This is a genomic window from Plantibacter sp. VKM Ac-2880, from assembly GCF_015351235.1.
Lineage (GTDB): Bacteria > Actinomycetota > Actinomycetes > Actinomycetales > Microbacteriaceae > Plantibacter.
The window spans coordinates 1,443,668-1,468,134 of the sequence record NZ_JADKSJ010000001.1 but is presented as its reverse complement, the minus strand read 5'-3'; the positions used below and the strand labels follow the sequence as shown (position 1 = coordinate 1,468,134).

The following is a 24,467-nucleotide window of genomic DNA, read 5'->3' as shown; positions in this document are numbered from 1 at the left end:
CAGCCTGCAACTGCTGTCGACGTCCCGTCCCGCTCACCAGTGGGGCGGGACGTTGTGTTGCAGCTCTGCGTCGTTCCCGCCGCCGCCGGCGGGTTTCGTGGCACCGCCCCAGGCCTCGTCGGTGTCCTCGGTGGCCTTCACCGGGCCGGCCGGGAGTTGCGGCGCCGGATCCGTCCCAGGAGCACCGGGACGGATCGCGCGTCTCGACCCTCGGGGGCGGACGATCGCCGGCTCCTGATCGTCCTGCATGATCAGCGTCCGACCATCAGTGGCGTGGGACCTGCACGGCGATCGGCGCGGTGTCGAGGTGTTCCGTCGTCGTGAGTCCGAGCACGCCGGCGACACGCTGCGCGACCGCCTCCGCGTCGGCGAACAAATCGAAGCTGTGCACCCGCACGTAGTGCCAGCCGAGGCGGCGCAGGACGTCGGGGCGGAGCCGCAGCGACTCGCGGAGGCTCGCGTCACCCAGTTCCTCGTCGCACTCGACGACGACGGCCCGGCCACCCCATGAGGCGACGAGCGCGAGCTTGCCGCGGTAGCCCATGTCGACCCGCATCCCGAGCGTCTCCAGACGGGTGGCGAGATCGACGAGCATCGGCTCGGCCTCGTGCGTCGCCTGGTCCTCGGAAGCACGTCGTGACGTGTCGGTGAGGATGCGGGCGAGAGCGAGGATGCCGTGCTGGATCCGGTTCTGATCGAGGTCCTCGGGACGCACGCAGGAGACGATCACCATGGACCGTCGGGCGCGCGTCATGCCGACCGCGAGCAACCGGTCCCCACCGGGCTGGCCCAGCGCACCGAAGTCCGACAGGACCCGACCGTGCGGCGTCAGCCCGTATCCGATCGAGAAGATGACGCGATCGCGACTCTCGGCGACGGACTGCTCGAGCGTCAGGACGGTGAAGGGCTCCGCGCGCTCGCGGAGGAGGAAGTCGGAGAGGTCGGCACGACGCGCGAAGGCGGCGAGGACGGCCTGCTGGACGCGCACCGCGTGCTTGTCGCTCGCCGTGACCACCATGAGCGACTCGCGCGGACGGTTCGACGCGTGCTCGAGGACGAGTTCGACGACCCGTTCGACCTCGACGTCGACGCTCTCGACGGCGCCGGTGACGGGGTCGGGCATGCCGAGTCCGCCGGGCACGTAGTCGAGGCTCAGGCTGCCGTGGCCGAGGAACGAGCCGGCCCACGGAAGGGAGTCGATCTGGCCGCCGTAGAACCGCTCGTTGACGAGCTCCGCGAGGTCCTCGCCACCGGCGCGGTAGGACCGCGTCAGCATGAGGGTCGGGAGGACGGAGCTCAGCTGCTCGAGCGCGGACTCGCGGTGCAACTCGGCGAGGTCGGCGTGCGGCTCCGGCGACGCCTCCTGATCCGTCAGACGGATCTCGAACGGCGACGGGCTCTGCGTGACCGGGTCGCCGAACGCGACGACCTGACGAGCGCGGCGGATGGCGTCCACGTTCTCGGCGAGCAGGGTGGCACCGGCGTCGACGAGGAAGACGGCGTCGAAGGAGGCGCTCTCCGGGATGCGCGGCACCTCGTACGGCGAGACGAGCCAGACCGGCGCGAGGACGCGAGAGAGCGTGGGAGCCGCCTGCTCGAGCTCGGCGGCTCGGAGCGGTCGGTCGCGCTTCAGGAGCGAACGGAGGGCCATGCCCTCGGTCGCGTGGTCGACGAGGCCGATCTTCCAGGTGTCGGCGAGCAGCGAGGCGAGCAGCTGCCCGGAGGCGGAGGCGTGCGCTTCGTCCACGAGGCGGAAGTCGGACTCGAGGCGCTCGACGACACTCGTGTTCGCACCGAGCAGACCGCGGTCCTCGGTGAGGACGAGTTCGAGCAACGACTGCCACCAGGCGAGTTCGAGCTCGTCGGCGAGGCGTGTCCGGGGCACGTGCCGCTGGGACAGGTCGATGATGAGTTCGCCGAGGCCCTGCTCACGCAGACCGGCGAGGATCGCGGTGCGCTCCTGGAGGTTGTGCAGCACCTCGGATTCGGCGGCGAGTTCGGAGATCGTCCGGACGAGGCTCGGGATGGCGAGGCGCCCGAGGCGGTCAGGGGTGTCGGCGATGCCGAGCGGCTGGTCGACGAGTTCGAGCTTCCCCGCGACCATGGCGTACGTCTGCTCGACGTCCGCGATGCCGAGCGGCACTTCCGGCGGCGCGCCGGTCGTCACGTAGCGCTGCCAGAGGGTGCGCTGCTGCTGGATCCGGCGGAGCGCGGCGTTCATGTCCGGCACGTGGGCGCCGGGTCGCAGGTACTCCTTGGCGAGCGCCTTGAGACGACGGCGGCTGGCCGAGGACATGGCCGTCGAGTCCTTCCGCGGGCTCGTCGCGACGATGAGGTCGGCGAGCGAGCGGTCGAAGACGTCGGGCTGGAAGCGGTCGAGCGTCTCGCGGATGTCGGCGAGGAGTCGGAGGTAGATGCCGAGTTCGTCGATCGATTCGAAGGGACGCATCTGCGTCTGGCCGATGAGCCCGTAGGCGCGCTCGAGCAACTGTGGGAGGTCCTTGCGGTGCAGGCGCTTGGCGAGCTCGTGCGTCTCCTGGGCCTCGGCGGTCGTGTCGAACGAGGCGCCGTACCACGGCGAGTCGCCGGGGCCGTATCGGAACTCACCGAGGGCGGCCGCGCCTTCGAGCGCTTCGGCCGCACGGGAACGACCGGCGGCGAGCCCCACGAGCGTCTGGCGGTCGAGGCGGACGAGGGTCCCGGGCGGGTTCGGCAGCTTCGAGAGCTTGGAGAGCGCCTCGAGGGCGTCGATGACGGAGACCCGGAGGTCCGGGTCCTTCGCCTGCAGCGAGGTGCGGTAGTCGATGAGGACCCGACGCAGACGCACGAGGGCGTCGTCGACCTCCCCCACCTGCGGCGGGATCGCGCGCTCGTTCCGCGTGATCGCCTGGATGAGGTCGCGGCGGAGGGTCGACGGCGACGCGCAGAGACCAGGGAGCCCGACCTTCGTCAGGCGGTGGCGGATGCCCTCGAGGGTGGAGCGGCGAGGGCTCACCACGAGGACGCGCTTGTGCTGGGACGCGAGCACGCCGATGGCGTTCACGATCGTCTGGGTGCCGCCGGTGCCCGGGAGCGTGGTGACGACGAGCGAATTGCCGGCGCCGATCTGCGCGATGACGTTCTCCTGCTCCACGTCGGCGTCGAGCAGCAGGGTGTCGGTCGACGGCGGACGGTCGTCCTGGCCGGGCGCGTCCACCGGGGTGAAGCTGCTGCGCACGAGGCCGATGGCACCTTCATCGCCGGCGACCGCGTCGAGGATCGGGTGGTCGAGCTTCGCTGCGTCGTCCAGCAGGGAGTGACCGACCGCGGCGAAGGACGAGACGAGCAGCCTGGGCTGGACCGTGAACCACTCGAGCCCAGCGGCGAGCGAGCGGAGGCGGTCGATCACGGGCTGTGGCTTGAAGACGCCGCCGGACTCGCTCAGGGCGACGAACTCGTCCGGGTCGAGGACGATGCCGAACTGCTCACGGAGCGCGCGCACGAGTTCCGGGTTGGCCGTGGTGGTACCGCGGAGTTTGACCTCGAAGTCGCGGCCGTACCGACGGATGGCGAGCGGCCGCAGGAGGACCGGGGCGCTGAAGTCCTCACCCTGGTGCGTCCACTGGGCCAGACCGACGGCGAGGTGCACGGCGTCGATGCCGCGGACGGTCGCGAGCTCGATGCCCTTGGTGGTGATGCGGTCGGCGGCGCGCTTCGCTCCGCGGAGGGCGATCTCGTCGCGGATGAGGTTCGACAACAGCGTCGACTTCCCCGAGATGAACTGCGGCAGGCCGCCGGGGTGGGTGGAACTCAGTTCGACCCGGGTCGTCGGAGCATCGACGAAGTGCAGCAGGGGCGAGGGTCCGCCGACCGTGCTGAGCTGCTGACGCCACGCGTTCAGCGCCGTGTCGACCACGCCCGCCGATGCCGCGACGGGACCCTCGCGGAGTTGCGACTCCGCTGCTTCCCGCTCGACTCCGGACGTCACGTCGCCGTCATCCCGTCTCTTCTCTAGCCGCCACACCCTTGCACCATACGTGCCAGGTGGGCGAAACGCCGGGAAGCAGTGCGGTTTTTCGTCGAGTCCGTCCAGGAAATGTGCGACGCGCGCGCCCAGCGTCCGTCAGGAGACGCCGAGGAGGCCGGAGAGCACCATCACCGCGGTCCCGCGCAGCACGATGTCCGAGCCCTGCTCACTCATCCGGATCCGGACACCGCCGTGGAACTCGGTCATGGTGCGCGCCCGGACGGTCTCGATCGCCGCGTCCAGCAGCACGCCGCCGAGCAGCTCCTCCGGGCCGCTCACGACGATCTCCGAGAGGTTCAGGGCACCGACGATGGCGGCGAGCGAGATGCCGAGGCGTTCCCCGGCGGCCCGCAGGATCTCGTCGCGGCGCCGTTCGACCTCCGCGACCGGCAGGCCACTCCCGTCGACCTCGTCGAGCAGCTGCCGGAGGTGCGGGACGGCGAGCCAGGCTTCGAGGCACCCGCGCTTCCCGCAGGCGCAGAGGGGGCCACCATCCGTACCGACGACCACGTGACCGATCTCGCCGGCCGCGAACCGGCTGCCGAACAGCGGGTGGCCGCCGACGAGCAACCCGGCACCGACACCGTTGCCGACGCTCACGAGCATGAGGTCGCCGTCCGCCCCACCGAAGCTGTACTCCGCGAGCACCGCCGCGTTGGCGTCGTTCGCGACGAGGACCGGGACCTGGGCGACCTGCTCGATCGCCCCCTGGAGGTCCACGTCCGTCCAGCCGAGGTTCGGGGCGCTGCGCACCGTGCCGGTGATGTCCACGACGCCCGGCGAACCGACGCCGAGGCCGAGCACCTCCACCGTCGCCTCGTCGACGAGGTCGGCGGCGAGCGCCACGGCCTTCGCGATCGCGGCTTCCCCCGTCGCTCCGTCGAGGGGCACCTGCAGCATCGTCACGATGTCACCGTCGAGGGTGAGGACGGCACCGCGGAACAGCTCGGTGTCGGAGAGGTCGAGGCCGACGATCTGGAACTCGGCCCGGTTGATGTCGATGAGGGTGGCGGGTTTGCCCGGGCGTGCGGTCTCCCGCAACCCGACCTCGACGATGAGGTTGTCGGCGATGAGCGAGGCGACCAGGTCGGAGATACTCACCCGCGTGAGGCCGGTGGCTCGCGCGATGTCGGCACGGCTCATGGCGCCGCTCGCGAAGAGCGTCTGGAGGACGAGCGCACGGTTGTGGCCGCGGGCGTGCTCCGGCAGCACCTTGGCGTTCGGCCGCAAACGCCGGGCAGGTGTGTAGGGGAAGGACTCGATGCGCTCCGACGCGATCCCGCCGCCGTGTCCGAATCCGCCTGCAGTCATGCGATAAGTAAAGCAGGCTGCGCTTCATCGTGCGGCACCGCGATGTCACCCGATGGTCACCGCCGCGTCTCCTCTCGGGCACCTCCGGGACCGGTCGGGCGCGGAGCATCGTGGGTGTGAGGATCGCAATCGTGACCGAGTCGTTCCTGCCGCAGATGAACGGCGTCACCCACTCCCTGCTCCGCATCATGGAGCATTTCGCGGACCGCGGTGACGAGGTGCTCGTCGTCGCCCCGGGGGCCGGCGCCTCGACGCCGAGCCACCACGAGGGGTTCCGGGTGGACGGCGTGCCGTCGATCCCGCTCCCCCGCTATCGGAACGTGCGGGTGGCCGCTGGTGGTGTCGGCAGGATCACCGAACTGCTGCGCGGCTTCCGGCCGGACGTCGTCCACCTGGCCTCCCCGTTCGTGCTGGGGTGGCGCGGGGTGCAGGCGGCCGAGCGACTCGGCATCCCCACCGTCGCGGTCTACCAGACCGACATCCCGGCCTATGCCGGACGCTACGGGTTCCCGGTGGCCGAGTCGCTGCTCTGGCAGCACGTCGAACGCCTCCACGGGAAGGCGACGATCACCCTCGCGCCCTCGCGTCAGTCGATCACGCAGCTGGAGGCGCACGCGATCCCCCGGGTCCGGCTCTGGGTCCGCGGCGTCGACGCCGTCCGCTTCTCGCCGGAGCGTCGCAGTGAGGCCTGGCGTCGGTCCGTCGCGCCGAACGGTGAGCGGATCGTCGGATACGTCGGACGACTCGCCGCGGAGAAGCAGGTCGCCGACCTCGCGGTACTCGGCGGCCTCCCCGGCGTGAAACTGGTCGTCGTCGGCGAGGGACCGCTCCGCGCAGCACTCGAACAGCGACTCCCCGACGCGGTCTTCACCGGGTTCCTCGGCGGCGAGGAGCTCGCGGTCGCGATGGCGGGACTCGATGTCTTCGTCCACCCCGGCGAGTCGGAGACCTTCTGCCAGACGATCCAGGAGGCGATGGCGTCAGGTGTGCCCGTGGTCGCGACCGGGCGCGGTGGCCCCGTGGACCTCGTCGACTCCAGCCGGACCGGGTGGCTGTACGAGCCGGGAAGGCTCGAACAGCTGCGCGGCTTCGTCCAAGACCTCGTCGGCGACGAGGTGAAGCGTGCTGCGTTCGGTGCCGCGGCCCGGGCCGGCGTCCTCCCGCGGAGCTGGAAGAGCGTCAGCAGCGCGCTCATCGGTCACTACAGCGACGCCATCGAACTCCACCAGGGAGCGCGGGCGCAACGCGGTGGACTCGACCCGCGGTCGCCGGTCCCCCGCGTCATTCGTCCGGGTAGCGGACGCCGATCTGACGCCTGACCTCGTCGAGCGTCTCCATGATCGCGACCGTCTCGGCCAGCGGCATGATGTCGCCGGAGAGACGCCGCTCGGAGACGAGCCGTTCGAGCTCCCAGGCCTGGAAGTGCATGCCGCGGCCCTCGACCTCGGAGCGGTAGGTCTCGACGACCTCGCCGCTCGTGTCGAACACCCGGAACGTGGTCGCCGTGTACCAGACACGATCGAACTCGATCCATCCTTCGGTGCCGACGATGGCGGCGCGGTTCGGGCCCACGGTGTTGCTCGCGGAGAGCGTGTTCGCCACCTGACCGTCCGCGTAGCCGAAGATCGTCGCAACCTGCATGTCGGCGCCAGTGTCGCGCAAGGCGGCGGTCGCCTGGATCGACGTCGGAGTGCCGAAGACCGCCGAGGCGAAGGAGACGGGGTAGACGCCGAGGTCGAGCAGGGCACCGCCGCCCAGTCCGAGGTTGTTCATGCGGTGGTCGGGGTCGTCGGAGAGGAGTTGCGTGTGGTCGGCGACGAGGCTGCGCGGCTGCCCGATCACGCCGTCCGCGAGCAACTCGCGGAGGCGCACCATGTGCGGGAGGAACCGGGTCCACATCGCCTCGAGGACGACGAGGCCCCGCTCTGCGGCGAGCGCGACGACCGCCTGCGCCTCGGCGGCGTTGAGCGTGAAGGGCTTCTCGATGAGGAGGTGCTTCCCCGCATCGAGGGCGAGGACCGCCTGCTCGGCGTGGAACGGGTGCGGGGTCGCGATGTAGACGACGTCCACCTCGGGATCTGCGACGAGGGCCTCGTACCCGACGTGGACGTTCGGGACGTCGAACTCGGCGGCGAACGCGGCTGCAGTCTCCGCAGACCGCGAGGCGACGGCCCGGACGTCGAATCCGTGTCGGCGGAGGTCGGCGGTGAAGCTCTTCGCGACGCCTGCGGGACCGAGGATGCCCCATCGCAGCCCGGCTGAAGAACCCGCGGCTGCACTCCCCGGGGCTGGCTGGTCGGTGTGCTGATCCGTCATGGCTCTCCTTCGATGCGCGTTCCAGCAGCCTACTCGAGGGCTTCGACCAGGCTTCCGAGTTCGGGGGTAGCCCTGCTCGCTCCGGCCGCCCTGCGCCGTAGGCTCAAGATTCGACCACGTCCGCCATCCCGCCGCGGACCCGGTCCGTCTGTTGGGGGAAGCACTGTGGGGGCAATCGAATCGAGCGGACGCCGACGCGCCGTCCGCGGTGCTCGGGCCGTCATGCTCGGTGTCGCCGCGCTCCTCGCGCTGAGTGCCTGCGTCTCCGCGCCCGCGGCACCGCCGGTCACCGTCGTCGTGACGGAGCGGCCGGACCCGTCCCCCTCGGTCGCTCCCGTGCCGACCCAGACGGCACGCGACGCCCTGCCGCCGGAACCGGAACCGATCGTCCCGAACGCTCCGGCGGAACCGGCGGAACCGATCCCGGAGGGCCCGGCATACGACCTCGGACCCCGCGACGGGGCGCTCGGTCCGGTCGTCTCGGACGCCGACGGCAATCCCATCAGCTACACGGTGGTCGCGGGTGACGTGTTCTTCGACATCGCCCAGCGCTTCGACCTGCCGCAGCAGCAGTTGCTCCGGATGAACCCGTCGATCCCCGGCTTCGGGCTGGACATCTACATCGGCGACGTCGTCAACCTCGACTGGACGACCACGCGCTGAGTGCCCGGCCGCCAGCGCCGGTCGGGCACTGCCGCTCAGCCGAACGGGATCGTGCCGACGAGCACGCCCACCACGAGCATCACGAGGGACACGATCGCCGCCCGCCACAGGACCTTCTTGTGGTGGTCACCCAGGTTCACGCTCGCGAGCGAGACGAGCAGGAGGATCGCCGGGACGAGAGGGCTCTGCAGGTGCACCGGTTGCCCGGTGATCGACGCCCGCGCCATCTCGACCGGGTCGATGCCGAACGTCGACGCACTCTCCGCCAGGACCGGCAGGATGCCGAAGTAGAACGCGTCGTTGCTCATGAAGAAGGTCATCGGGATGCTGAGCACGCCCGTGATGACGGCGAGGAACGGGCCGAGTTCGTTCGGGATGATGTCGACGATCCAGTCGGCCATCGCCGTGACCATCCCCGTCCCGTTGAGCACGCCGATGAGCACGCCGGCTGCGAGCACCATGGAGACGACACCGACGATGCTCGGTGCGTGGGCGACGATCTCCTTCGACTGCTGGGCCAGCCGCGGGAAGTTCACCAGGAGGGCCACTGCGGTGCCGACCATGAACACGTAGGGCAACGGCATCAGGTCGACGACCAGCAAGGTCATGACGGCGATGGTCAGGACGAGGTTCACCCAGATCAGCCGCGGTCGGAGCGTGTCACGGTCGGGGTCGAGCATCGTGTCGGCCATCGCGGTGTCGTCCGGGCGCACCAGGGTGGCGAGGCGCCCGCGTGCACTGGTCGAGAAGGTCGTCGCCATCCCGCCGGTGAGCGGGTGGTCGGCGGGTCCCGAACCGGAACCCGGCGCCGCGACGCCCTTCGGGTCCGCTCCGAGGAGGTCCACGCCGGCGAGGCGTTTCCGCTCGCCGAGTCCGAGGAACCAGGCGAAGACGAAGACGAGGACCAGACCGGCGGCCAGGGACGGGAGCATCGGCACGAAGATCTCCGTCGGTGAGACGCCCAGTGCGGAGGCGGCGCGGACGGTCGGCCCGCCCCACGGGACGATGTTGAGGGTGCCGTTCGCGAGCCCGGCGACGCAGGTGAGCACGACGGGGTTCATCCCGAGGCGCAGGTAGATCGGCAGCATCGCCGCCGTGGTCACGATGAAGGTCGTGGATCCGTCGCCGTCGAGGGAGACCGCGCCGGCCAGGAGGGCCGTGCCGACGACGATCTTGGCCGGATCGTTGCCGAGGGCGCGGACGATGAACCGGACGAGCGGGTCGAAGAGACCGACGTCGATCATGATCCCGAAGTACATGATCGCGAACATGAGCAGGGCTGCGGTGGGAGCGAGGCTCCCGATGGCCTCGATGACCATGTCGCCGAGGCCGAGGCCGGCACCCGCGAAGAGTCCGAAGACCGTGGGGACGATGATGAGCGCCACCATCGGGGTGAGGCGCTTCGTCATGATCAGCACCATGAAGGTGAGGATCATCGCGAATCCGAGAATGACCAGCATGTCGACTCCTTCGTCTGCGTGCACCGCGGTGTGCACGACGTGACCCGTCGCGGTGGCGCACGGGAGGCGCCGGATGCTGCGGGTGTTCCCGGAACCGTACGGGAGCGGCACCGAGCTGTCTCGCTTGTGGGCGTTCGGCGCGGATCTGCCGATTCCGTCGACTTCTGCGCATTCTGCTCATCTGGCCGCCTTCGGCACCGTCTCCGCGAGCGCCGTACCATCGGAGCCATGATCGGCGATGGAGCGGGGAGGGCGGAACGGCGCCACCGACGCTCGAGCTTCGCGGCGCAGGTCCTCGTCCTCCAACTCATCGTGGTCACGGCCGTCGTCGTGGTGTGCACCGGGGTGTACGCGTGGATGAGCAGCGAACGCCTCGTGCAGGAGGCCCAGTCGACGGCGTTGGCGATCGCCCAGAGCGTCGCGAGCGACCCGGACGTCCGATCGGCCGTGACCCTCGAGGCGCGCACCCCCGGGACGCCTGAGGCCGCCGAGCTGCGGACCTCGTCCCTGCAAGCCCTCGCGGCCGAGGTCCGCGCACGGACCGGCGCGCTCTTCGTGGTCCTCACCGACGAACGCGGGATCCGCCTGGCGCACCCGGATCCCGACGAGCTCGGGCGCCAGGTGAGCACGAGCGCGGAGGCGGCGCTGTCCGGCCGGGAGTCCGTGTCGTGGGAGACCGGGACCCTCGGTCCTTCCGCGCGCGCCAAGGTGCCCGTGTTCGCGGCGGAGTCGGCGGACACCGCCGGAGCCGTCGTCGGCGGGGGCGCCGGGGAGGTCGTCGGAGAGGTCAGCGTGGGGTTCGCCCCGCAGCGGGTCTTCGCCGACGTCGCGCGGGAGACGACGCTGGTCGCGGGTGCCGCCCTCCTGGCGTTGACCATCGGCCTGGTCGCGTCCATGCTCATCCGGCGTCGCCTGCGGCGTTTGACGCTCGGCCTCGGGCCGGAGGAGCTCGCCGCCCTGGTGCAGAACCAAGCGGCCGTGCTGGGCGGCGTCGGTGAGGGGGTCGTCGGGGTCTCCCCCCGCGGGATCGTGACGGTGTGCACCGAGCAGGCGGCCCGACTGCTCGGTGTCGACGCGACGATCGGCCGGCGCTTCGACGAGCTCGACCTGCCCGAACGACTCCTCGCCCTCGTAGCGGACGACGCACCGGCCGAGGTCCCGACCCAACTCGTCGTCGGTTCCCGGGTCCTCTTCATCGACGTCCGGACGGTGTCGCAGGACGGCGTCGACCTCGGCCGCGTCGTCGTCGTGCGCGACCGCACCGATGTGGAGGCGCTCACCCGGCGGCTCGACGCCGTCGCGACGATGACCACCGCCCTCCGCGCGCAACGGCACGAGTTCGCGAACCGCCTGCACGCGATCTCCGGTCTGCTCGAGACCGGTCAGGACGACGAGGCCCGGGACTACCTCGCGAACGTGCTCGACCACGGGCCGCTGAAGTACCCCGTGCAGCACGCCGATCGCCTGACGGAACCGTACCTGCAGGCGTTCCTCGGTGCGAAGGGGGTCGAGGCCGCGGAACGCGGGGTGCTCCTGACCATCGGATCCGAGACGCTCGTCACCGGGTCGCTGTGCGATCCTGAGGACGTGACCACCGTGCTCGGCAACCTGCTCGACAACGCCGTCCGGGCCGCCATCGCCGGTTCGGCCCGACCCGCTTGGGTCGAAGTCGAGGTCCTCGACCACGGCTCCGAGCTGCACTGCTCCGTGATGGACTCGGGCGACGGCATCGTCCCCGTCCCGGAGGCGACCGAGCCACGTCCGCCGGTGGAATCCACCGACGAAGATCCGGACTCGATCCACGGACAGGGGTTCGGTCTCCCCCTCTCCCGTGACATCGCACGCCGACGGGGCGGCGAGGTCTGGCTCGCATCGCCCGGCGTCCCGGGCAGCCACGGCGCGGTGTTCTGTGCGCGACTGCCGGGGACCGTCGATCCGATCTCGCCCGAAGAGAGCGACGACTGATGCCCACCGAACTCACCGTCCTCGTCGTCGACGACGACTTCCACGTGGCCCGTCTGCACTGCCGGATCGTCGACGAGCTGGACGGGTTCCGCGCGCTCGCACCCGTGGGGTCCGCCGCGGAGGCTGCGCGCAGCGTCACGGCGGAGCGTCCTGACCTTGTCCTGCTCGACGGGTACCTCCCCGACCGGAACGGCCTCGACCTCCTCGTCGACCTCCCTGTCGACACCATCGTCGTCTCAGCCGCGTCGGACGGTGCATCGATCCGGAGAGCGTTGCGATCCGGGGCGCTGGGGTATCTCGTGAAGCCCTTCGCCCCGCAGCTGTTACAGGACCGGCTCGCGGCGTACGCCCGCTTCCGGAACGTCCTCGGCGAGGCCGTCAACGCCGACCAGGAGACGATCGAACGAGCACTGCGGATCCTCCACTCCGGGGACACCGCAGCACCGACGCGGTCGCCGTCCGCGACGGAGACGGCCGTCCTCGAGGCGGTGTCGGCCGTGGACGGCGAGCGCTCGGCAGCCGAGGTCGCGGAACTGGTGGGCGTCTCCCGCGCGACCGCCCAGCGGTACCTGTCGGCTCTCGCGGGTCGGGGCCTGCTCACCACGCAGCTGCGATACGGCACGACCGGGCGGCCGGAACACCGCTACGCCCTCGCCGAGCGCTCGCGCTGAGGCGGATCGTGCCGGCGGCTGGGCGATCCCCCCACGACATCGCCCAGCCCGGCACGTGAACCAACTCTCCGCCGATGGATGACGACATGCCCCCGCACGTCCGTGATCCATCCGTCGTCACACGACGATCAGCAAAGTGAGTTAATCACCCTACTGATCCTAGAGTCACGCTCGGACGAGGGCGTCAGGGCTACCCCCTAACGTGTGTTCAGGCTTCGGTGGCCTGCGGGTCGAAGGCCGCATCCAGGACGGCCAGCACCTCCGACTGACGCTCCACGACGATGACCGCTGTGATGAGCAGACGCCACATGGCGTCGACGGCGTTCAGCAGATCGCTCCGGCCGGTCAGCATGCTCGAGATCAGCTGGGTCCCGGTGAAGAACGCGACGAACGACCGGGCGAGCTCCGCCGCGTCCAGCGAGGAGCGGAGTTCCCCGAGCTCGATCGACGCCTGCACCTGCTGCTCGACGTTCGCGATCCACTGCTCGTGGAAATCGGAGGTGGGAGCCTGGATCACACCCTGCTCGAGCGACAAGCGGAGCCCCGCCCGCGCGATGGGGTCGGTGAGCAACAACTCGGTGATCATCCGCGAGGCCTGCACGAGCGCACCGAACGGTGACGACGCCGTGGTCGGGGCGGTCAAGGCCGCGATGGAGCGTTGGCTCTGCTCATTGATGACGGCGAGCGCCAGCTCCTCCTTCGACGGGAAGTAGAAGTACAGCGAGCCTTGCGTCGTCCCCGCTTCGCGGGCGATGTCCGACAGGCTGGCCTGTCCGTATCCGACCCGGTCGAACATGCGCGCGGCACCTTCGACGACGGTCTGGCGTCGTTCATGACCTCGCTGCTGCTGTGGTCGTCGTTCGGGCATGTGCGTTTCCTGCTTCTGTCATCCCCCGATTCAGACACCAGCGTAGCGACTCCGAGCTGGGAAGTCGGTGACGAATGCGCCGCAATCCCGGAACAAGTCGACCGACTTGTCTCTGGAGAACGCCCGGTCCCGGGAGAAAAGGACGCACCGGTGTCGACGGATCGCGGCACGCGCCGCCGGTGCGCAGGACCGGCGGCCGGCGATGCGATCGTCAGCTCGTCGGCGTCACTCGCGTCGGGTGACCAGCGCGAACCGCTCCCGGAGTTCGGGCGCGTCGGCGAACGGGCGCCAGCAGAGGCCGTCACCCTCGCGCATCGCGGCGACCGGCCGGAGCGCGACGAGTCGTTCGCCGAAGCGCAGGGCGTCGAGGAACAGGGTGTCGTTGCCCGCGTCGATGGTCAAGGACCGCGGGTACCAGCCGCGTGCGGCGAGCGCTCCGGCCAACCACGCCGAGTACTCGGGGTCCTTGCCGGGCTCCGGGCGCAGCAGCTCCTGATCGGCGAGATCGGACCAGTCGATGGCGTCCTTCTTGGACAGCGGGTGCGCGGCACGCATGACGACCCCGAGCGGCAGCGCCGCGATCTCCTCCGCGGCCAGCGCCTCGGGCAGGTCGATGGGCAGGCGGACGATGGTGGCGTCGAGACGCCCCGTGGTGACGAGGTGGAGCTGTTCGACCGGCTCGATCGCCACGGCGACGGCCGGCACGTCGATACGACGTCCGGCCTCGGACACCACCGCGTCCCAGGTGGTGGGTGGACGACCGACCCGGATGTGTCGCGCGGGCGACGCCGGATCCATGTCCGCGACCACGTCGATGAAGGTGCGGGCCTTCAGCAGGAAGCGCTGCCCCTCGCGGGTCGGCCGGTACTCCTCGCCGAGCACACTGAAGAGCTCGACGCCGAGCGCCGCCTCGAGTCGCCGCAGCTGCTGGGCGAGACTCGGCTGTGCGACGCCGAGCAGGTTGGCCGCCGCCCCCAGGGTTCGCGTGTCCGCGACGACGACCGCTGACCGCAGCTGGCGGAGCGTGATCGCGTCGCGTTCGAGTTGGCGGTTGAGGTCGTGCGTCATGCTTCGAGCCTACGGCGTGCTCGACGCCGTGACCGACAGCCGACGCCCGGCCTGAGGCCCTCGGAGCGGTCCCGGGGCTCCGGGAGGGTGCTCCCGTTCGCGAGCCGTGCCCTGATGGTGCCCCTGGAGGGACTCGAACTCTCGCAACCTTGACGACGCGTGAGTGCATGAACATCCATCCTCGCCTGTATTCAGGCAGGTGCTCCTGGCCCTAGGTACTGCCGACCAGCATTCACCTACGTTGCGATGCAACGCCGGTATTGCATGGTTCGTTGCATCAGGCTCCGAATCATGTGCGCGGGGAAGAGGAGCGCAGCTAGCTGACTTGAGGACGGAGCTGGACCCACAGGTCGGCAGTTACCGTGCGCCCCCAGTGTGAGCCGCTCAGGCGCAACCTACCCATCTCTCCTGCTCGGTCGAGATCAACATGCACCTGCACGCTCTCGTTTCGACCCAGGCGCGGGATGATCAACATGGTCTCACCATCGTCCGCATCGTCCAGTCGAAGCCTGGTGATCGCCTGGCGCTCCGGGCTCCAATGATCGACCGGTGCCGCCACCTGCACTCGCTCTAAGTCGTAGCCGAAGTTGGTGACTCGAATGAACGGTCGCTCATCCAAGCAAATCATGAGGACCACCTCCGCTGGCATCGTGGGCAACGGCGTCTCGACGAGGGCCTTATCGAGCCCATCTGCGGCCCCCTGCTTCACCACGACCACTCTGCCGGGAGCGGTCGAAAGCGGTACCCCCGCGTCAAACCGAAGTGCCTCGCGAAGGCGCATTTGCCGGCCGCGATAGTTCCTCATCATCGTCGGAGCGGGCCAACCCGGGTCGAGGATGGTGATTGTTCGAGACGCGTCGGCGAGCAGCCAGTTACGAATCACGGTGTCTACATGCCGGTCTCGAAACGAATAGCCGACGACGACCAACCGGCTGGCTCTCGTCAGCACCTCTTCGCAGGCGTGCATCAACGCTAGTGTCGGCCCGTCGGTCTCCAGCTTCTCCCGATCACCGATGACCATTAGGGGCGACCGATTCTCCCGAGGGTCGACACCGTCTAGGTAGGACCGCCCGCCCAGAGGTCCGGAGGTCAGATCGTCGGAGACCGCCCAGGTAACGGACCCGTGCAGTTTCAACAGGTTGAGGTGGCTGTCCCGCGGCGGGAAGGTTAGAGGGGTCCCTGGCTTCCAACGTCGCAGCCCGGTGTCGAGAGTCACGGCCGAGCCCGAGACCGCATCCTCGATGGTCGTGTCGTAGTTCAGCGTGATCACGTCCAGACCGCCCGGCTGTGTTGCCGCTAACTGCACGAGGGGTGCGAGGTAGCCGACGGTTCGCGGCGATGCAAGCAACAGGCACGTGCGGCGGAGTAGCTCTTCTTCCAGGCGTCCGAAGATGGCACCGTTGCCAGGGGACATCGCGTCACGCGCAAGCTTGGCTATGTTCGCCGACAAGCCCGGTGTGCTGATTCCGGTTTCGAGGTCGAAAGAAACGTTCTTTTCTAGCTCGTGATCGTCGACAGAGAGCGCGTGACCATCGACTTCCTCGATAGCGTTCTTCCACGTAGCGACGAAAGGAGCCGCCTCGTGGTCCCGTCTGCCCGCTAGCAGTCGAACCGCAGAGATCAGCCGCTCCACATTGACTGCTTGCAACGGACTCTCCCCCTGCTCGGTCGCGTGCGCAACCATCGCCCCGTAGACAACCCGGAGCGCTCTGACCACCGGTCCGAAGGATGAGCTGTCCCAGTGGTCCATTCTGGATAGTTCGTCGTCGAAACGCGAGACCAATTGCCGCGCAAGTTCTTCCGTCAGAGGCAGGCCGGCGTCTCGTGACGCCCCCGCGCCAAGCAATACAGCTGTTCGCGGCATCTGCGGTGTAATCGAATCTTGCGAGTCAGCGGTCATTCCCCCATGATGCCGCTCAGACTGGCCTCCCGCACGCAGCGAAGCACGATGGGGCTTAGTAGAGCGGCTCGCCAATCACCAACGGGCCGACGCGCGAGTCGCTGAACGTGCAATCGACGAGCGTGACGCCCGCCAGTTCGAAGATCCGTCGAGTGTCGAACCCCGGGACTCCATAGGCCCAGAGGTAGAGGGCCGCCCCGAGGGTCGTCGGCCTGACCAGCATCAGGGGTTCACTGATTCGTCCTAGCTGCTGTGGAGCTGTCTCTGGGCCACCTAGATAAAGAACCTCCACGAGGTCTTGTGCGCGAAGGGTAACGACTGCGTGCGCTGCAACATCTTCGGCATCCTCGATGCTGGTGCCGAGGACTTCCGCTACGGCGCGCAGGGGCACCCAAATGTAAGCCCGGCCAAGGTCCTCGGTATTACCAGGGTCGACTTCGACACCACCGTTTGCTAGCGCAGAATAGATCGCGTGATGCATGCGAGCTTGGCTGATCGTCAGCCCGCTAGCGAGCTTGGTGTAGTAGACGCCCGTGTCATCGTTGCCGGATGCGGATCTTGATGAAATTAACATTCCGGCGAGATACTCCTGCTGTACCTCGTCACTTGCCCAACCACCTTCTGTCAACACCTCGAACACCACCCGCGGGGACACGACCGGCGCTCCTTCAGCTGGAGCAGTCCCCAGCCGTTGCTGCACCCTCTCCCCGATCCTGAGGACGTTGTTCATTCGGTGGGTGGTCCATTCACCGAAGGCGTTGCCGACCGCCTTGATGGACGGGCCGGCAACCCAGTAGATACCGACTGCGCCGGCCGTGCCAGCGCCGGCCGGAATACCAATCGCCGATAGAAGCTCCAGACTCACGTCGCACCGCTTTCCTAGCTCTGAGTTCTCGCCAGCGTCCCTGGCGTACCCGCCAGCGCCCGAAGCGGCTGACCCTGGCCCCAGTCTCGCCTAAATCTCAGACTGTAAATAGATCGCTGTCGTGCTGGTTCCTCAGGTAGTCATCGAACGGAAGAACCGCGACGTCATTCAAGGACCATGCTTCGCGAGCAGCTTCGAAGATGTCGGACCTCCATGCAGCTTCGCGCGTCGAGGTGGGGGCGTCGTACGCGACCTCGATTGGAACGTCAGCTGCTACATGAATAGCGGCAGCATCATGCCGCGAGACAGTAGCGCCGTCGCTCCGAAGCCTGCTCACTAGGAAGTTCCACGACTGAATGTCTCGTTCGAGATTCTCTAGAGTTGCCACATTGAACGCCCATACGTTCGTGAGGCGGTCTCCGCCCAGGCTTGTGCGCAGCAGATCGAATGCGCCACGCTGCTTTCCTATCGAGGCTCGGGGCTGCACGAAAAGGTCGGAGCCGACTCTGTAGCCAAGCTCGTGGGTAAACAGGTCCCTGACGTCGGCCCGCAGTGCGCGCCGGTCTAGCGTGCGTCGGCGGCGCGCGGATTCACGCTCAACGAGATGAGGGAAGAGCAGGTTGACGGCGTCGCGGGCGGACTCCGACTCAATGGGCGCCGGCGACGAAAATTGAACGGTATTCGCCTGGCGGGACGCAACGTGGCCGATCCAACCACTCGAGATTGCCGGTAGATCTCCATCCAGAGAGGCGGTGGCATGTGAACTCACACGCTTCTGAAACCAACGAATCCACGAGCTTAGTTCGCGCAGGTCGCTGCTGAGTGCCCCGTGAGATCTTGTGAAGCGCGGATCGAACCCGACAGCCCAGTCTCCGCCGTCACGCCCGCTGAGTATGCCGATGTTGGAGAACTCGCCACGAGCAACATTGGGCACGAATCGAATGATCCAGTAGTGATAGTTCATCTTCCACCTCCTAGGCAAAGTTAGATCGGGTGGCTGCGTGTTCGAGCCGGTTGGCGACGCCTTCGACCCTCAGATACAGTATGTCGGCGACCTGAGACAGTTCGTCGGAGGGGATCTGCCATTCTACCGGAATGCTCTCCACGATGCGATGGACAGCAGCCCGATCCAGGCTCAGAACCCCGCTGGCCGCGCTGCGGAGCCCTGAAGCTGACGCAACCCCAGCATCCAGATCGTACTGCCAAGGGTCAGTCGCCCGCCGGCTCAGGGAAGCTAGATCCCAGTCTCCCTCACCGCCCAACCAGAAGCCGTGGTCGAAGGACCAGATTGTGTAGTCCGCCGTGACGTCGTGCAGCCACTGCGGATCGCCACCCATGCAGAGATCCCAGAGAGCCAAGATGTGGGCTTGACGTTCGCGATTGTTGTCCGACGACGAGTACGTACTCCAGTCGTCCGACTCGATCACCGACTCCAGGTTCAGAGATCCATGCGCAACGCCACCCTCCAGCGAGTGCTGGGGGGTGAACCGCCACCGCATGTCCCTCGGTACATCTATGAGCGCAATCTGCCGCACGGGCGCGCCGATCAGTACCCCTAGTCCGTGCACGATGACTTCGGCAGCCAAGGTACGAATCCCCTGGGGATTGTTCGGTGCCTTGATCCAGTACGTTCTCCCATCGGAGGCCAACCCCAAGAACGTGCCGGACCCGGACTGAGACTTGACTAGTGGGGCCACCAAACGCAGCCGGGGTACTGCGACTACCAAGCTCTCCGAGGGCATTCGATCAGCATAGCGAGCGCAGAATCCCGCATGTCTCGCGCTATTCGCAAAGAGCTGTGTCTCGAGCGAGAACGGATACTAAGACAGCCTTCTCCTTCGTGCTCCTGAGGGTGCCAATCGACTGGCTGATGGAGACGACCGGCACCAGCAAAAAGCGCAGCGAGGGATGCGCGTATCAGGACTACTACAGCCGGTCGATGTGGGTGAGCGACGAGCACCAGCAGCAACACCGACTGGGCGATCCGGATCTGGGCCAGCGCTGGCGCGAAGACTAGGACGCCGACTAGCGCGGCCGGCCACCGACGTCGACGAAGAACGGGAGGAGCAGGACGGCTACCGGCCACGAGGCCGAAGACGAGAAGCACCACTAGGCCGCGGGCGAGGGCGGCGACCAGGACGAGCACGAGGAGCAGCAGGAGCGCCGACCGTCGGCGTCGACGAACGCCCGCCTGCGACGAACGCGATGCTGCCACCGACGTCGACGAGGAGGAGGGCGACGAGCGGGACGATCAACGGCGGCGACGGGGGCAAGGACAAGCGCCGAGGACGAGGGCGAGGACCAGGACCAGACGCGCGCCGGCCACCGACGAGGACGAGGAGGACGAGGATGGCGACACCCTGTATAAACAGACCAAATGCTGCGACAACCCCGTCGCGCTCCCTGAGGCGCGGAGGGAGAATGCGTGATCACTTTCATCAAGGGCCAGCCGACCTCCGCCAAGATCCGCGCCTAGCTCGCCGCAGAGGGGCGCAACATGCTCGTCGTCTTCTCCGGTGGCAAGGATGCGATCGCAACCGAGCTCGCTCTCAGGATGCCGGCGTCGATACCCGAATCGCCGCACTGCACTTCTCCCCGGATGCGAGCCCGGCCGCACCCTCCAGTTCGTCGAGGACGGCTACGCCCACCCTCGGAAAGCGGCAGCATCATGCGCCGCGCCTCCCTCTCGAAGCACGGCGTCTTGAAGAAGCACCTCCTGAAGGTGTCGCCCCATCGACACTGGCTGAAGGGCGAAAGGCTCGGCCAGATCGCCGCCGCCGCCATCCGGCTCCCCGTCGACGACGAGGCCGACATGTCCGGCCGCTCGTTCGATGGCATCGACCTGCGCTTCGTCGAGCCAGTCGTCCGCGGTTCCCCGATGACTACAAGCGCATCCGCGAGTGGTTCCCCCTCGTCGATCTAGAGTTCGTCCGCCGCGGCCTAGAGGTCCCAGCTGAGCACCGACAACAACCTCGACGATCTGCTCGGCGGTCCCGCGGACGTCGGCCTGGACATCGACACCGATGATCTCCTCGGCGACGCCCCGAGCCCGTCGCGGACCCGCTCGGCGAGGTCGACTACTCCGGCGACCTCGCGCAGGATGCCGCCGCCGAGCTGACCGCCCTGAAGCAGGGTTACCGCGACCGCGCGAAGCAGGAAAGGGACCGCTTCCGCGATGCCACCGACTCCGAGTGCTGGTTCGCCGTCTGCTTCAAGACCCGCGCCCAGAAGGAAGCACTCCTTGCGAAGTACCAGGTCGGCGACAGGTACCTCGACGACAAGAAAGTCGAAATGATCCTCGACCGGTGCTGACCGTCCACCCGAGCGACCTGCGGGGGTGAATCCATGAGAGCAATGTCACATCTCCCGAGCCCGCGCCGGTTTCGTCCGCGTCCTGAGCCGTCTCCGTGTCGGCCGCCCCGTGCAGCATCCGCCGCCGGCTCCCGCACCAGCGGCTCCTGGCTTCACCCGAGCGCCCGGGGGCGGGTCAGAGCCTCTCCCGGGCGCTCCTCAATCGGCCGACTATGGAGCGCTGCCAACAGTCATGGAAGGGACGGCCTGCGCTCTCTTCAATCCGAGCTCAGAGCGCGTCCCAGTCATCACGCGCAATGGCCGTGGAGAGCGCCTTCTTCAATTCCTGGATGTTCCGATTGTTCGCAGATGATGCTGCATGGGCGGTGGTGAAGGGGTGGAAGGAGTTGCTGGCCTCCGGGTACTTGCCGTTACGAGAATCGCCGCCGCCCCACCACAGCCACACGTCGGCTGCTCTCGTCCCAGGCGTGTAACCGTAGTGCTCGAGGCGACGGCGAAACGCAGCGCGCACCTCCGCTAGCAGCTCTCGTTCCTCGCCATAGACCTCTGGGCGCCAGGGGTCGAGATCCTTCACGATACGACTGTGGGCTTCGTTCGCGAGCTCGGCGCCCTTCGCCTTCAGCTCCTGTTTGCGATCAGCCGTCAGCGTGTTGCTCACCTCTGGCTCGCTGAGGAATGCGAGTCGGACTTGGTCATTCAGAAACGTCTCTACCTGCTGCGCAAGCTCAGCGATGTGCGCTGTCCACGCTCGCCTTGCCCTCTCGCGCAGCTGATTCGATTCGCCCTCGAGAGCTTCGAGCTCGGCGCGCAGCTGGTCCGCAGTCTTTTCAGTCATGCTTCGAGCCTGGCAGAGCGCGTCGCTTGGCTAATAGGGGCAGACCCTAACCAGGTTGCGCAGGCCCGACCCTCGCCGTGTCAGCCCATGCTTGATGACGCTTTCGCACCCTTCGCCTCCGCATCGGCACGCACGTTCTCAGGGATCATGGCGTAGAGGTCGTCGGCCTTCTGCGGCTGCGTGATCAGCTCCTCCACGACGGCGTTCATCGCGCCGAAGTACGGCTCTGCAGCACCCGCTCCCTCGCCATCCAGGAATAGCGCTACCAACTCCTGTTCTTCTTCGCCGTGGAGGGTTGTGTTCCCTAGGTATCGGAGCGCGGTCAGAAGCTTCCAGAGAGGAGCTCCGACTCGCCCATGGAGGTCAGCGATCAGTCCGTCGAGGCGATCCTTCGGTCCAGCACCAGAGATGCTCCGCAACAGGCGTTCGAGCGCAGCACGAGCCAAGGCAGCAGACGCTCTGCGCGACACCGGGAACACGTTCCGAGCCTCCTCGTAGAGTTCCGCTGCATCCGTTGGCATATCGGGATGAGGCGCGACGATCGGACTGAGCTGCGGGTAGACGATCTCCGAACCGTTCCATACCGTCATCTGTTCGCACGCAACGCAGTAGGACGCCTTCCATCGCACTTTGTCTGGTCGAGTCAGCCGAACGACGAGGCGTCCATTGGACATAGCAAACTCGCCCTTCGAGTCGTCGAACTCCACGCTCACAACCTTGCCCGCCGCCCCACTGAACGCATGGACCCGCAGGTCGACCCAGTCGTGATGGCTTAGGGCACCGCATCGGATGCACGTGAAGGTGGAGCGGTCGGCCGCGGGGGCCACGTAATTCGGCATAGCGCGAGCTTACAGAGACTGACCACCCCGGATAAGGCCAGGAGCCGGACGAGGAAACCCCATGACGCAGGAGACAGATCCATCCCAGAGCGCCGCCGAAGTCGCGGAGGCCGCGGCCACAGGTGCGGCGAACGCGCTGAAGCTCCAGAGGCCCCGCGTCTCCTACGGCGACAAAGCGAAGCAGCTCGGCTACGCGAACCGATCGGGTGCGTACAAGGCGATCCAGAAAGCGCTCCAGGACTTCACACAGGAGCCCGCGAAGGAACCGATCGAGCTGGAGCTCGACACCCTCGACATGATGCAGCGAGGGCGAGGAGCAGCAGGAGCGCCGGCCGCCGGCGTCGACGCCGACGAGCGCGAGCACGGCGACCAGCACGATCCGGCTACCGACGTCGACGAGGACGCCCGCCGGCCACCGACGAGGCCGCGCGCCGACCACGAGGGAACACGAGGAGCGAGACGACCGCCCACCACGAGGCCGAGGGCGAGCACGAGGACGACGAGGAGGAGCGACACGAGGAGGAGCCGGAGCACGACGCCGAGAAGCCGGGGCACGCCGAAAAGCAGGACCGACGACGACCAGCAGGACCACGGCGAGGAGCAGGACCCGGGCGACCAGCCGGACGAGGAGGAGGAGGAGGAGGAGGACGGCGAGCTCGAGCAGGAGCAAGATGATCACCACTGGCCGAACCGACGGCGAGGAGCAGGGGCACGGCGAGTAGGAGGGTCACGGCTACCAGGAGCAGCAGGACGACCAGCCGACGCACGAGCACGGCGAGGAGCAGGACTGAGGACGAGCAACAGCAGAACCCGGGCGACCCGCCGGTGTAGGACGAGGAGGAGGAGGGTGAGCAGGAACAGGATGATCACCACCGGCCGAACCGACGGCGAAGAGCCGTGGCACGGCCACCACGAGCAGCGGGCCGAGGATCAGGACCTCGCCGAGGAGCACGCCGAGAAGCCGGGGCACGCCGAGACCACGCCGAGCCGGAGCAGCCGGACCGATGGCGAAGAGCCGGGGCACAACGACGAAGAGCCGGGGCACAACGAGGAGTAGCAGCCGGACGACTCAGACCAACGGGAGCGCCGGCGAGCTCGAGCAGGGGCACGGCGAGGAGCAGGACCGACGGCGACCCGCCGGAGGCGCACGCCGCGGGGATCGACGGCGGCAAGGACCAGGAGGACCACGGACCCGGGCGACCAGCAGAATGAGGAGCAGCAGGACAAGATGACGCAGACCACCGGAACCGGCGGCGAGGAGCAGCCGGGGCACAGCCGGGGCACGGTCGACAAGCCAGAGCGCGACGAGGAGCAGCAGCCGGACCAGGACCTCAGCGGCGCTGAGGAGCAGCCGGACCAGGGCACGACGACGAACAGGACCACGACGAGGAGCCGGACCGACGAGGAGCCGGGGCACGCCGAGAAACCGGGGCGACGCCGGGGTGTTGCAGGACCACGACCAGTGCGAGTGAGCAGGACGACACCGTGCGGGGCTCCCTCAAAATGTTTCGCTACCGCGCGTAAAAATTGGAACTGGGGGCGGGGTTCCTTTGGCGTTGAACGGAAAAACTGGAGCAGGACCAGCAGGGCGACCAGCGGGACGGACGCCTGCGACCACGGCAACGAAGAGTGCCGCCGCCGAGCCGACCGCCGAGGACCCGGGCGACGGCGAGCAGGGGCACGACGACGACGACGAGGAGGGGCGCGGCGAAGGATAGCGGCACGACAACGAGAAGCAGGACGACGACGAGGAGCCGGAGCGCGACGACTACGAGCTCGGGCTGCAACAGCCCCACGGCGAGCAGTCGGAGGACCCATAGTGCAACCACGACAATTCTCGTCTTGCGCCTCTTGTTTCTCGGCAAATGACGCGCCCCCTTCATGACTCGTCAACACACGCGGCGGGCGTTGTGTAGCGGCCAAACCTCTTCTTTTTTTCTTTACTTGTGGGGGGGGATGGACGGTGGGACGCGGGGTTTCCTACGCATAGCGACCAGAAAAACGGGGTGCCTCGACGTGTCGAACGCAGCTTCATTCAACTCGTCGAGGATGGGGACCGGAGGTGTGTCCGGCATGCCGCGACAGGGGCGCTCGCGTCCGCTCTGGGGGCGGAGGAGGTTCAGTATCACTGACACCGACGAGGAGCGGCACGCGGCAGCACAGCTCGCACAAATACCACTCGACGCCACCTGCTACAGGCTCACTGGTCACAGGGCCGCTACAGGCGCTACACCCGCTACATCCCAGTGCTCACAGCGATCTGTACCGCTACATGGCACGGAGGGCAGGTGCTACACCTGCTACAGGCCCGCTGGTCACAGGGCCGCTACAGGCGCTACACCCGCTACATCCCAGTGCTCACAGCGATCTGTACCGCTACATGGCACG

At 67.9% G+C, this 24,467-nt stretch carries 20 protein-coding genes; 7 read left to right on the top strand and 13 right to left on the bottom strand.

Features of this window, described 5'->3' with window-relative positions; translation table 11 throughout:
* Positions 1-33: 33 nt before the first annotated feature.
* The 3 genes from ITJ57_RS07100 to ITJ57_RS07090 form a co-directional block, all read right to left on the bottom strand.
* Complete coding sequence (locus tag ITJ57_RS07100; protein WP_194670412.1) at positions 34-249, bottom strand: hypothetical protein; 216 nt, start codon at positions 247-249, stop codon at positions 34-36.
* Between the two features lie 16 nt (positions 250-265).
* Positions 266-3,967: an AAA family ATPase gene (locus ITJ57_RS07095; protein WP_370582247.1), complete on the bottom strand. Its 3,702-nt coding sequence runs from the start codon at positions 3,965-3,967 to the stop codon at positions 266-268.
* Between the two features lie 135 nt (positions 3,968-4,102).
* The gene (locus ITJ57_RS07090; protein ID WP_194669437.1) at positions 4,103-5,317 is read right to left on the bottom strand and encodes an ROK family transcriptional regulator; all 1,215 of its coding nucleotides are present in this window, start codon (positions 5,315-5,317) and stop codon (positions 4,103-4,105) included.
* Positions 5,318-5,433: 116 nt separating this feature from the next.
* Between ITJ57_RS07090 and ITJ57_RS07085 the strand changes: the two genes are divergently transcribed.
* Positions 5,434-6,636, top strand: coding sequence for a glycosyltransferase family 4 protein (locus ITJ57_RS07085; RefSeq protein WP_370582246.1), 1,203 nt, complete (start codon positions 5,434-5,436; stop codon positions 6,634-6,636).
* Here the strand turns inward: ITJ57_RS07085 and ITJ57_RS07080 are convergent.
* Positions 6,599-7,633, bottom strand: coding sequence for a Gfo/Idh/MocA family protein (locus ITJ57_RS07080; RefSeq protein WP_194669436.1), 1,035 nt, complete (start codon positions 7,631-7,633; stop codon positions 6,599-6,601). The genes ITJ57_RS07085 and ITJ57_RS07080 overlap by 38 nt on opposite strands.
* 165 nt (positions 7,634-7,798) lie before the next feature.
* Between ITJ57_RS07080 and ITJ57_RS07075 the strand changes: the two genes are divergently transcribed.
* Positions 7,799-8,296, top strand: coding sequence for a LysM domain-containing protein (locus tag ITJ57_RS07075; protein ID WP_194669435.1), 498 nt, complete (start codon positions 7,799-7,801; stop codon positions 8,294-8,296).
* Between the two features lie 35 nt (positions 8,297-8,331).
* On the opposite strand, the gene ITJ57_RS07070 is transcribed toward ITJ57_RS07075, so the two are convergent.
* Positions 8,332-9,756, bottom strand: coding sequence for a CitMHS family transporter (locus ITJ57_RS07070; protein ID WP_194669434.1), 1,425 nt, complete (start codon positions 9,754-9,756; stop codon positions 8,332-8,334).
* A 228-nt stretch (positions 9,757-9,984) separates the two neighbouring features.
* On the opposite strand from ITJ57_RS07070, the gene ITJ57_RS07065 reads away from it, so the two are divergent.
* Together ITJ57_RS07065 and ITJ57_RS07060 are read left to right on the top strand one after the other, a co-directional pair.
* A complete protein-coding gene (locus ITJ57_RS07065) occupies positions 9,985-11,721 on the top strand; it encodes an ATP-binding protein (RefSeq protein ID WP_194669433.1) in 1,737 nt (578 codons plus the stop codon).
* A complete protein-coding gene (locus ITJ57_RS07060) occupies positions 11,721-12,392 on the top strand; it encodes a response regulator (RefSeq protein WP_194669432.1) in 672 nt (223 codons plus the stop codon). Before ITJ57_RS07065 ends, ITJ57_RS07060 begins: the two co-directional genes overlap by 1 nt.
* Before the next feature lie 208 nt (positions 12,393-12,600).
* Here the strand turns inward: ITJ57_RS07060 and ITJ57_RS07055 are convergent, their stop codons facing one another.
* From ITJ57_RS07055 to ITJ57_RS07030, 6 genes are all read right to left on the bottom strand, one after another.
* On the bottom strand, positions 12,601-13,260 hold the full coding sequence (locus ITJ57_RS07055; RefSeq protein WP_194669431.1) for a ScbR family autoregulator-binding transcription factor: 660 nt from the start codon (positions 13,258-13,260) through the stop codon (positions 12,601-12,603).
* Positions 13,261-13,485: 225 nt separating this feature from the next.
* Positions 13,486-14,328, bottom strand: coding sequence for a LysR family transcriptional regulator (locus tag ITJ57_RS07050; protein ID WP_056007693.1), 843 nt, complete (start codon positions 14,326-14,328; stop codon positions 13,486-13,488).
* Positions 14,329-14,644: 316 nt separating this feature from the next.
* A complete protein-coding gene (locus ITJ57_RS07045) occupies positions 14,645-16,228 on the bottom strand; it encodes an SIR2 family protein (RefSeq protein ID WP_194669430.1) in 1,584 nt (527 codons plus the stop codon).
* 55 nt (positions 16,229-16,283) lie between these two features.
* Positions 16,284-17,093 carry a hypothetical protein gene (locus ITJ57_RS07040; RefSeq protein WP_194669429.1) on the bottom strand — a complete coding sequence of 270 codons (810 nt, stop codon included), beginning with the start codon at positions 17,091-17,093 and terminating at the stop codon, positions 16,284-16,286.
* 97 nt (positions 17,094-17,190) lie between these two features.
* Positions 17,191-18,057 (bottom strand): DUF3037 domain-containing protein, encoded by an 867-nt coding sequence (locus ITJ57_RS07035; RefSeq protein WP_194669428.1) that lies wholly within the window; start codon positions 18,055-18,057, stop codon positions 17,191-17,193.
* A gap of 10 nt (positions 18,058-18,067) precedes the next feature.
* Complete coding sequence (locus ITJ57_RS07030) at positions 18,068-18,679, bottom strand: hypothetical protein (RefSeq protein WP_194669427.1); 612 nt, start codon at positions 18,677-18,679, stop codon at positions 18,068-18,070.
* 266 nt (positions 18,680-18,945) lie between these two features.
* On the opposite strand from ITJ57_RS07030, the gene ITJ57_RS07025 reads away from it, so the two are divergent.
* Both ITJ57_RS07025 and ITJ57_RS07020 read left to right on the top strand, forming a co-directional pair.
* On the top strand, positions 18,946-19,110 hold the full coding sequence (locus tag ITJ57_RS07025; protein ID WP_194669426.1) for a hypothetical protein: 165 nt from the start codon (positions 18,946-18,948) through the stop codon (positions 19,108-19,110).
* Positions 19,111-19,761: 651 nt separating this feature from the next.
* Positions 19,762-20,016, top strand: coding sequence for a hypothetical protein (locus ITJ57_RS07020; RefSeq protein WP_194669425.1), 255 nt, complete (start codon positions 19,762-19,764; stop codon positions 20,014-20,016).
* Positions 20,017-20,673: 657 nt separating this feature from the next.
* On the opposite strand, the gene ITJ57_RS07015 is transcribed toward ITJ57_RS07020, so the two are convergent.
* A complete protein-coding gene (locus ITJ57_RS07015) occupies positions 20,674-21,240 on the bottom strand; it encodes a hypothetical protein (protein ID WP_194669424.1) in 567 nt (188 codons plus the stop codon).
* 80 nt (positions 21,241-21,320) lie between these two features.
* Entirely contained in the window at positions 21,321-22,079 is a 759-nt protein-coding gene (locus ITJ57_RS07010; RefSeq protein ID WP_194669423.1) for a DUF4145 domain-containing protein, read from the bottom strand.
* 61 nt (positions 22,080-22,140) lie between these two features.
* Here ITJ57_RS07010 and ITJ57_RS07005 point away from each other — a divergent pair, with 61 nt between their 5' ends.
* Positions 22,141-23,136: a hypothetical protein gene (locus ITJ57_RS07005; RefSeq protein ID WP_194669422.1), complete on the top strand. Its 996-nt coding sequence runs from the start codon at positions 22,141-22,143 to the stop codon at positions 23,134-23,136.
* The last annotated feature ends 1,331 nt before the right edge of the window (positions 23,137-24,467 follow it).